Origin of the sequence: Kitasatospora sp. NPDC057936 (assembly GCF_042887525.1) — a bacterium.
Classification (GTDB): Bacteria; Actinomycetota; Actinomycetes; order Streptomycetales; family Streptomycetaceae; genus Kitasatospora.
Map to the genome: position 1 here is coordinate 40,271 of NZ_JBHVPD010000078.1, position 9,831 is coordinate 50,101.

Genomic DNA, 9,831 nt, shown 5'->3' on the forward strand with positions numbered 1-9,831 from the left:
CGGGTCACGAACCGCCGAGTGCCGCACGGAGCTTGGCCCGCAGCAGCCGTACGGCCGGCGAGTGCCGGTCACGACGGGCGACGAGGCCCAGGCGGGCGTGAACGGCCGCGTCCTTGAGGGGAATGACGCGCAGCGTCGGGACGCCGACGGCGGACGACGGGCTCAGGACGGCCACGCCCGCGCCGCGTTCGGCGAGGCGCAGGAGCGTCGTCGGCGAGCCGGCCTCGATGTCCACGCGGGGTTCCAGGCCGAGTTGGAGGCACGAGCGGTCGTAGGCGGCGCGGATCCCGGTGCCCCTGGTCAGGCCGAGGATCTTCTCGCCGGTTCGGAGGTCGGCGAGGCGGACGGTCTTGCGGTCGAGCGGGTGCCCGATCGGCACGACGGCGGCGATCGGCTCGTCGACGAAGACGCTCACGTCGAGCTCGGGGTCGGCCTCGCCCGCGAATCCGATCAGCGCGAGGTCGAGGGTGCGGGCGAGGACGTGGGACTGGAGGAGCTCGGAGTCGTCCTCGTGCAGGCTGAGTTCGATCCCGGGGTGCGTGCGGCCGAGGTCGGCGACGACGTCGAGGAACGGCGGGATCGAGCAGCCCGTGATCATGCCCAGGCGCACGCGCCCGCGCACGGCCTCCGCGAACTCGGCGGCGGTGTGCTGGATGTCGTCGAGCGTGGCGAGGGCGTTCTTGGCCAGCGGGAGGATCGCCTCGCCGGCGGGGGTGAGGCGGATGCCTCCCCGGCTGGCGCGTTCGAGGAGTTGCTGGCCCAACTCGCGTTCCAGCTTGCCGACTTGGGTGCTGATGCCGGACTGGCTCACATGCAGGCGAGCAGCGGCAGCGGTGAAGGAGCCCTCGTCGACGACGGCGGCGAAGTAGCGCAGCTGGTGCATCTCCATAACTGATGATGATAGCTGGCATTCGATCTATCTGTTGGACGGATGGGTGGATACCGGCGGACCATGGAGGCATGACGACGACGAAGAGTGCACGCGAGATCGCCGAGACCTACTTCGCCTCCTGGGAGGCCGGCGACTTCGAGGCGGTGCGGGAACTACTGGCGGAGGACGTGGACTTCGTGGGCGCGCTCGGCACCGCCTCGGGGGTCGAGGAGGCCCTGGGCGGACTGAAGGGTCTCGGGCAGGTGCTGGAGAAGATCGACGTCCAGGTCCGGGTCGCCGACGGCGACGACGTGATCACCTGGTACGACCTGCACACGAGCATTGCCCCGGCGACGCCCACGGTGAACTGGATGCACATCGAGAACGGCAGGATCACGCGGATCCGCGTGACCTTCGACCCGCGCGAACTGCTGGCGGGCTTCGCCAAGTAGGCGGCCGCGGGAAGTCGGCCTCACCGACTTCCCGCGCCGAACAACTCCTCCAGGTGGTACTCCAGGATCGCCACCGCCTCCTCCCCGCCGCGCTGGCCGCCCAGCACGCTCGACCCCAGCCCGTTGACCATGGCCAGCAGCCCGGCGGCCGTCACCGCCGCATCTTTCCCCACCCCGATCTCCCCCGCCTCCTGCGCCGCGCGGATCTGCTTCGCCAGGAAGCCCTCCAGCAGATCCGGCTGGAGCGGGCCCTTCTTCTCCATGGCCCCCGGATCGCTCAGCACGAGCGTGTAGTACGCCGCATACGTCCGCGTGATGCGCCGGCTCTCGGCGTCCGTCGGCAGGATGCACGCCAGGATCGCCGTCACGATGCTCCGCGGCGTGGGCGGCGACCCGGCCTCCTTGATCCACCGCTCCATCCGGGTCTGGAGCTGGACCCCGAGCCTCGCCAGGGCATCCAGCAGCAGCCCGTCCTTCGTCGTGAAGTAGTACTGCACCAGCCGCAGCGACACCCCGGCCTCCGCCGCGACCGCCCGCATGCTCGCCGCCTGCAGGCCCTGGGTGTCGGCGATGCGCAGCAGGGCCTCGGCGATCTGCCGGCGCCGTTCCTCGTGGTCGGCTTTCTCCGCCATCCCGCGAACTTCCTCTCCACCGATCCTGGTACACCCGTATCATGCCTGTGATACACATGTACCATGCGAATCAGCGAGTTCAGGAACGCCCGGGCCGAGTCCCGCTTCCGCGCCGCCTACGAGCGCACGTTCGCGTCCCTGTGGCCCGGCCCGAGGACCGCGATCGACGTCCCCACCGCGTTCGGCACCACCCGCGTCCACCGCACCGGGACCGAGCACGGCGAGCCGCTCGTCCTCCTGCCCGGATCCGGCGGCAACTCGCTGATGTGGCACCGGTACGTGGAGGCGCTCGCCGAACGGCACCCCGTCATCGCCGTCGACACCATCGGCGAACCCGGTGCGAGCGTCCAGACCGCTCCCCTGCACGACGGCCGCGACGCCGCCGCGTGGCTCGACGAACTCCTCACCGCACTCGACACGCCCTCCGCCCGTCTCGTCGGGTGCTCGTACGGAGGCTGGATCGCGATCAACCACGCCATCCACCACCCCGATCGCGTCGCCGGCCTCACCCTCCTCGACCCGGCGGGCATGGCCGACCTCGGGTGGCGCTTCTACGCCTGGGTGATCGCCGGCGGCCTCGCCGGCCTCGCCCCGAGGGCACTTCGCCCTCGCCTGGCACGAGTGGTCGGGAACAGCACCATCCTCGAAACCGAACTGATGGCCCTGATGAAGGCCACCATGGGCTTCCGCCGCCGGCTCCCCCTCGCCCACACCTTCACCGACGAAGAACTGGGACGCCTGCACGCCCCGACCCACGTCCTCCTCGGCGAGCGCAGCGCCCTGCACGACTCCCGGGCCGTATCGGCCCGCCTCCGCGAGTTGCTGCCCACGGCCCGCATCGAACTCGTCCCCGACGCCGGGCACGCCCTGACCACCGACCAGCCGGAGCTGATCACGGCCCGGATCCTCGACGCCCCGGCGCACAAGAACGGTGCGACCCCCCGCTCCGGTGCGTGAGCGAGGGGCCGGGTCGGCTAAGCCGCCGCCACGGTGGCTTCGCGCCAGGTGGCGATGAGGTGGGCCGCCTTGGCCTCGAAGGCCGGGTCGCGCCAGGCGCCCGGCATGCCGATCACGGCCGGCAGCTTGAAGTCGCCGCGGTCCCGGTGGGTGACCCGCACGACGTCCCCGGAATCGGGGCGGTTGCGGTTCTTCACGACCTCGACGCTGGTGACGTCCGCCCAGGCGAACCTCTTGCGGGAGCCCAGTACACCGGTCCACCGGATCTCACGCTCGTCGAAGCTCACGCTGGTGAAGACGCCGTTCACCTGGAGGAGTCCACCGGTGATCAGGAGAACGCCGAAGGCCATGCCGACGGCGGTCCGGACGGACAACGGGAAGAGCGAACCGCGGTACACCAGGTAGGCACCACCGGCCAGGAAGAGCGTCGAGAAGATCCACTGACGGCGCAGCTGCGCCGGGGGAAGACGGTACGTCACGTGTTTCACCAGCGGATCTTGGCAGGCCCGGTCGACCTGAGGAAGCGTCACCAGCCTGCCTTCCCCACCTCAATCGCCCGAGCGGATCGGCTCCCCCGTGCGGTGCAGGTGGGCGAGGATCTCCCGGTACGAGCGGAACAGGCCCACCTCGTAGTACGGGATGCCCTTCTCCGCGCAGAACGCACGGGTGATCCGCGCCGCCCGCCCGAGCGCGGGCGTCGGCATGCTGGGGAAGAGGTGGTGCTCCACCTGGTAGTTGAGGCCGCCCATCACGGCGTCGACGGCGAGGCCGCCACGGACGTTGCGCGAGGTGAGCACCTGGCGGCGCAGGAAGTCGAGCCGCATCTCCGGCGTGACCATCAGCATGCCCTTGTGGTTCGGGGCGAACACGCAACCCAGGTAGACGCCGAGCAGCGCCTGGTGGACGGCGAGGAACGCCACCGCCTTGCCCACCGGGAGCGCGGCGAGGACGAGCCCGAAGTAGCCGGCGAAATGGGCCACCAGCAGCGCACCCTCCAGCCACGGCCGCTTCACCGCGGGACCGCGCAGCGCACGGAAGCTGTTGAAGCTGAGGTTGAGGCCCTCCAGCAGGAGCAGCGGGAAGAACAGGAACGCCTGCCGGCGCCCGATGAACCGGGCGAGCCCGCTCGCCTGCCGGGCCTGCCGCTGGGACCAGACGACGAGGTCGGGGGCGACGTCCGGGTCGCGCTCCTCGTGGTTGGGGTTGGCGTGGTGGCGGGTGTGCTTGTTCATCCACCAGCCGTAGCTCATCCCCATCAGCAGGTTCGCGGCGATCCGGCCGCCGATCTCGCTCGGCGCGCGCCGGGAGAACACCTGCCGGTGCGCCAGGTCGTGGGACAGCAGGCCGATCTGGGCGAACACGACGGACATCGCCGCCGCCAGACCGAGCTGCCACCAGGTGTCGCCCAGCGCGAACAGGGCGCACCAGCCGCCGACGAACGCGGCGAGCACCAGTGCGGCGCGAGCGGCGTAGTAACCGTGCCGCCGGGCGAGCAGGCCCTCGGCGGCGATCCGGCGGCTCAACTGGGCGAAGTCGCTGCCGCCGGTCTCCGGCTGCGGGGCGAGGGCCTCGGGCGCGACCGTCATCGTCGCGGGCTGTGTGGGCATGCCCCGAGTCTGGTTCGCCGGGGCGCCCCGGAGAACGGGGAAATCACCCGTCCCGTACGGGTGTTAACCCCCCTGTCCTCCCCCGGGACAGCCTCACCCCTCCTCCGTCTGGTGGCGAAGAGAGCCTCGAAGGTGTCGCCGCAGCACCACTCGATCGCCAGGACGGCCGTACTCCTCGCGTCGCAGCGGAGGGTTCCGTACAGGCGGATCGAAGCAGAGGCCCGCCCAGAGTGGTGTCGGCTCCCTTGGATACAGTTCGCGCACGCGTCGGCCGTATGTTCCACACTCGGACACCAGACGGACCGACGCGCTCCGCACAACTGATGGGGGACCAAGCAGTGCCCAGAAAGCGTCGGGTCGGCCTCGCCGCCGCACTCGTGAGCTCGACCGCCGTCGTGGCCGGGCTGCCGGCCGTGGCCGCGCACGCCGACACCGAGTTCCTGTACGTGATCAAGACTCACAAGGCCTGCTCGGACAGCGGACCGGGGACGCAGAACCAACCGTTCTGCAGCATCCAGGCCGCCGCCGACGTGGTGCAGCCGGGCCAGACCGTGCTCGTCTCCGGCACCGACTACACGGAACAGGTCACGCTGAAGCGATCGGGCACCGCGGACCACCCGATCGTCTTCCAGGGCGAGAAGCGCGCCAACCCCAAGGAGCCGCGCACCCGGATCCGCCCGGGCGGGTACCCCTCGACGGCGAAGGCCCCCCACGCCTTCCTGGCGTCCGGGGTGCACGACATCGCGATCAGGAACTTCTCCATCGACCAGCCCGCGGACGAGGCGGTGCTCGTCCAGGACTCCGAGCGGATCACGGTCGACGGCAACAGCGTGCTGTGGGCGGGGATGCAGATCACGGGCGGGGCGCCGGGCGCCCCGGCCGGCTACACGCCGGGCATCCGCCTCACCGGGAAGACCCGCGACGTCACGATCAGCCGCAACCAGATCGCCGGCAGCGGCCGGGCGGGCGTGGCCGTCGACCCCGGGGTGACCGGGAGCATCATCACCACCAACGCGTTCACCGGAATCGGCCCCGCGGCGGGCTCGAACGTGATCGTCGCCGACGGCGCACCCGGCACGGTCGTCAACAGCAACACGATCGGCGGCACCTGCGGCACCGGCATCACGCTCAGCGGCGGCTCCACCGGCTCGACGGTGGTGAACAACATCGTCAAGATCTTCCGGAAGTGCGACCCCAACGTCGGGATCGGACTCGCGGTGTCCCCGGAGTCCGTCGCCGGCACCAGGGCCGACTACAACGTGGTGTACGCGGACGGCCCGGCCGACTACGTCTACGACTGGAACGGCATCTTCTACAAGACGCCCGCCGACTTCGCCGCGGCCACCGGCCAGGCCAAGCACGACCTGGCGGTCGACCCCAAGATCTTCACCGCCCCCGCCTCCCTGGAGGACCTGACCCCCACCGCCGACACCGCGGCGATGGACTCGGCCGACGCCACCGCGCCCGGCCAGCTGGACACGGACATCTACGGCAACCCGCGCGTCGACGACCCGCTCGTGCCCAACACCGGCACCGGCGTGGGCTACCACGACCGTGGAGCGGTCGAGTACCAGAACCCGTTCGCCGTCTCGCTGACCCTCACGACCGGCCAGTACGGACACCCCCTGGACGCCGAGTTCGGCGGCGGCACGACCTCGCCCTGGTCCCCCGCCACCACCACGCTGGACTTCGGGGACGGCAGCCCGGTCGTGACCGCGCCGGCCTTCCCGCTGACGCACACCTACGCCGAGGGCCACCACACCGCCACCCTCACCGCGACCGACGGCAACGGCACCGTCAAGACGACCACCAGGGACGTCGACACGACGATCGGCCCGCTCACCGCCGGAATCGGGGCCTCCCACTCTGCGACGGACCCCAGGAACGCCTGGGCGTACCTCTCCTTCAACAGCCAGTGGACGGTGACCGGTTACAGCGTCGACTGGGGCGACGGCACCATCGAGACCACCCCGGGGGCGCCTTACCCCGGTGGCATGGTCCGGCACAACTACACCAAGCCCGGCCGTTACCTCGTGCGGTTCACCATCAACGACGACCACGGCCGCACCGCGAAGGCCGACGGCCTCATCAGCGTCAACGTCCCCGATCCGGGTGACCGGGCGATCGCCGGCCGCTGGAGCACCGGCAAGCCCGCCGCCAACGGCCTCTTCAACAACGGCACCTGGGCACTTCGCTCCACCGGCGACTGCTGCAAGGCCGACATCACCCAGGTCTCCTTCGGCCAGGCCGGCGACCTCCCCGCCACCGCCGACTGGGACGGCCTCGGCCACGACCAGCTCGGCATCTACCGCAACGGCACCTTCGCCCTGCGCCACGACAACGGCACCGTCACCGCCATCCCCTTCGGCGACACCGGCGACCTCCCCGTCCCCGGCTACTGGGACGGCAACGGCCACGCCCAACTCGCCCTCTACCGCCCCGGCACCGCCACCTTCATCGTCCGCCACGACGACGGCACCCTCACCACCGCCGCCTTCGGCCAGCCCGGAGACACCCCCGTCGCCGGCGACTGGGACGCCACCGGCCACTTCCAGCTCGGCATCTACCGCAACGGCACCTTCGCCCTGCGCCACGACGACGCCACCGTCTCCACCGCCACCTGGGGCAACCCCGGCGACCAGCCCATCGTCGGCGACTGGTACGCCAAGGGCCGCATGACCTACGGCATCTTCCGCCCCACCGACCCCTCCTACGCCCTCAGCGGCGCATACACCGGCATCTACGGCTACGCCGGCCAGGTCTACTAACCAGAACACAGAAGCGGCCCTGCACCCCACCCAACGGTGCAGGGCCGCTCTGGCTCGCAGCCTCACACCGGAGGGGCGGGGCTGCCGGGCTGTTCGAACCGGCCCCCACCGCAGGGTGGTGTCCGCCGCCTTGGATATCGTTCGCGCTCGCGCCGGTCGAACGTTCCACGCCCGAACACAGGCGGCGGCCCGGCGCGCTCCGCACACCCCAGGGGGATCAAGCAGTGCCCAGCAGACGTCGCGTCGGCCTCGCCGCCGCACTCGTGAGCTCGACCGTCATCGTGAGCGCGCTGCCGGCCATGGCCGCGCACGCCGATCCCGCGTACCTGTACGTGGACAACAACAACCCCACGTCGTGCTCGGACAGTGGCCCGGGCACCGAGATGGGCCGTCCGTTCTGCAGCATCCAGGCCGCCGCCGACGCTGCGCAGCCGGGCCAGACCATCCGGGTCGGCGGCTTCCAGTACACGGAACAGGTCACGCTGAAGCAGTCCGGCACCCCGGGGCACCCGATCACGATCCAGGGCGAGGGTTCCCCCATCGGCCGTCGGCCGCACGTCGAGATCGCCCCCGGCGGGTACCCGTCGACCACGAAGGCACCGCACGCCTTCGTGGCATCCGGGGTGCACGACATCACGATCAAGAACTTCTGGCTCAGCGACTCCGACGAGGAGGCGGTGCTCGTCGCCGACTCCGAGCGCATCACGGTCGACGGCAACGCCGTGACGCGTGCGGGGGCTCAGGTCACGAAGGCCACGACGTCACCGCCCACCAACCCGGACAACAACACGTCGGCCATCCGCCTCACCGGCAAGACCCGCGACGTCACGATCAGCCGCAACCAGATCGGCGGCAGCGGCCGGGCGGGCGTCGCCATCGAGCCCGGGGTGACCGGGACCATCGTCACCACCAACGCCTTCACCGGGGTCTACGACTTCCGCGCCTCGAACATCATCGTCGCCGACAGTGCGCCGGGCACCGTGGTGAACAGCAACACCATCGGCGGCACCTGCGGCACCGGCATCGTGCTCACCGGCAGCTCCACCGGTTCGACCGTGGTGAACAACATCGTCCAGGTCCACCGGAACTGCGACGTGAACGTCGGCGTCGGCGTGATGGTGGCGTCCGGCTCCGTCCCCGGCACCAGGTCCGACTACAACGTGCTGTACACCGACAGCCCGGACACCCACGCCTACTCCTGGGACGGCACGCTCTACCGGTCACCCGCCGACCTCGCCGCCGCCACCGGCCAGGGGCAGCACGACCTGACGGCGGACCCGAAGTTGTCCGACTACAACTCGATGCTGGAGGACGTGACCCCCAGCGCCAGCTCGCCGGCAGTGGACTCGGCCGACGCCACCGCGCCCGGTCAGCTGGACACGGACGTCTACGGCAACCCGCGCGTCGACGACCCGCTCGTGCCCAACACCGGCACCGGCGTGGGCTACCACGACCGCGGGGCGGCCGAGTACCAGAACCCGCTCAACGTCTCGCTGAACCACGGGGCGTACATGCCCGACCAGCCCATGGCCGTCACGTTCTACGGCGGGACGACCTCGCCCTGGTACCCGGCCACCACCACGCTGGACTTCGGGGACGGCAGCCCGGTCGTGACCGCGCCGGCCTTCCCGCTGACGCACACCTACGCCGCAGCGGGGCGGTACACCGCCACACTGACCGCGACCGACAGCAACGGCACCGTCAAGAAGACCACCACGCCCGCCGACGTGGCGAGCGGCCCGATCACCGCCGCCGTCCAGGTCCAGCGCTCGGCCTCGGCCCCCGCGAGCATCGCGGTCACCGGCTCGTACAACAGCCCGTGGCCGGTCTCGGAGTACAGCGTCGACTTCGGTGACGGCCAGTACCAATGGTTCCAGTCACAGCCCGCCGGCCCGGTCACGCACACCTACGCCAAGCCCGGCCGTTACCTCGTGCGACTGACCGTCCGGGACGACCACGGCCGCAGCGCCACCGCCGACGGTTTCGCCCACGCCAACTTCACCGATCCGGGTGACCGGGCGATCGCCGGCCGCTGGAGCACCGGCAAGCCCGCCGCCAACGGCCTCTTCAACAACGGCACCTGGGCACTTCGCTCCACCGGCGACTGCTGCAAGGCCGACATCACCCAGGTCTCCTTCGGCCAGGCCGGCGACCTCCCCGCCACCGCCGACTGGGACGGCCTCGGCCACGACCAGCTCGGCATCTACCGCAACGGCACCTTCGCCCTGCGCCACGACAACGGCACCGTCACCGCCATCCCCTTCGGCGACACCGGCGACCTCCCCGTCCCCGGCTACTGGGACGGCAACGGCCACGCCCAACTCGCCCTCTACCGCCCCGGCACCGCCACCTTCATCGTCCGCCACGACGACGGCACCCTCACCACCGCCGCCTTCGGCCAGCCCGGAGACAACCCCGTCTCCGGCGACTGGGACGCCACCGGCCACTTCCAGCTCGGCATCTACCGCAACGGCACCTTCGCCCTGCGCCACGACGACGCCACCGTCTCCACCGCCACCTGGGGCAACCCCGGCGACCAGCCCA

At 71.0% G+C, this 9,831-nt stretch carries 8 protein-coding genes; 4 read left to right on the top strand and 4 right to left on the bottom strand.

The window, feature by feature from the left end:
- Positions 1-4: 4 nt before the first annotated feature.
- A complete protein-coding gene (locus ACFVU9_RS32535) occupies positions 5-889 on the bottom strand; it encodes a LysR family transcriptional regulator (RefSeq protein ID WP_380498355.1) in 885 nt (294 codons plus the stop codon).
- A 71-nt stretch (positions 890-960) separates the two neighbouring features.
- Here ACFVU9_RS32535 and ACFVU9_RS32540 point away from each other — a divergent pair, with 71 nt between their 5' ends.
- Complete coding sequence (locus ACFVU9_RS32540) at positions 961-1,323, top strand: nuclear transport factor 2 family protein (protein ID WP_380435500.1); 363 nt, start codon at positions 961-963, stop codon at positions 1,321-1,323.
- A 20-nt stretch (positions 1,324-1,343) separates the two neighbouring features.
- Here ACFVU9_RS32540 and ACFVU9_RS32545 read toward each other — a convergent pair whose 3' ends face one another.
- Entirely contained in the window at positions 1,344-1,955 is a 612-nt protein-coding gene (locus ACFVU9_RS32545) for a TetR/AcrR family transcriptional regulator (RefSeq protein ID WP_387599612.1), read from the bottom strand.
- Between the two features lie 63 nt (positions 1,956-2,018).
- Between ACFVU9_RS32545 and ACFVU9_RS32550 the strand changes: the two genes are divergently transcribed.
- Entirely contained in the window at positions 2,019-2,912 is an 894-nt protein-coding gene (locus ACFVU9_RS32550) for an alpha/beta fold hydrolase (protein WP_387599615.1), read from the top strand.
- Between the two features lie 17 nt (positions 2,913-2,929).
- Here the strand turns inward: ACFVU9_RS32550 and ACFVU9_RS32555 are convergent, their stop codons facing one another.
- Positions 2,930-3,400 (bottom strand): hypothetical protein, encoded by a 471-nt coding sequence (locus ACFVU9_RS32555; RefSeq protein ID WP_380502591.1) that lies wholly within the window; start codon positions 3,398-3,400, stop codon positions 2,930-2,932.
- Between the two features lie 60 nt (positions 3,401-3,460).
- Positions 3,461-4,498, bottom strand: coding sequence for a fatty acid desaturase family protein (locus ACFVU9_RS32560; protein WP_387599625.1), 1,038 nt, complete (start codon positions 4,496-4,498; stop codon positions 3,461-3,463).
- Positions 4,499-4,857: 359 nt separating this feature from the next.
- Here ACFVU9_RS32560 and ACFVU9_RS32565 point away from each other — a divergent pair, with 359 nt between their 5' ends.
- Together ACFVU9_RS32565 and ACFVU9_RS32570 are read left to right on the top strand one after the other, a co-directional pair.
- Complete coding sequence (locus ACFVU9_RS32565; protein ID WP_387599618.1) at positions 4,858-7,287, top strand: PKD domain-containing protein; 2,430 nt, start codon at positions 4,858-4,860, stop codon at positions 7,285-7,287.
- 224 nt (positions 7,288-7,511) lie between these two features.
- The coding region (locus ACFVU9_RS32570) for a PKD domain-containing protein (protein WP_387599621.1) at positions 7,512-9,831 on the top strand (2,320 nt) is incomplete at its 3' end.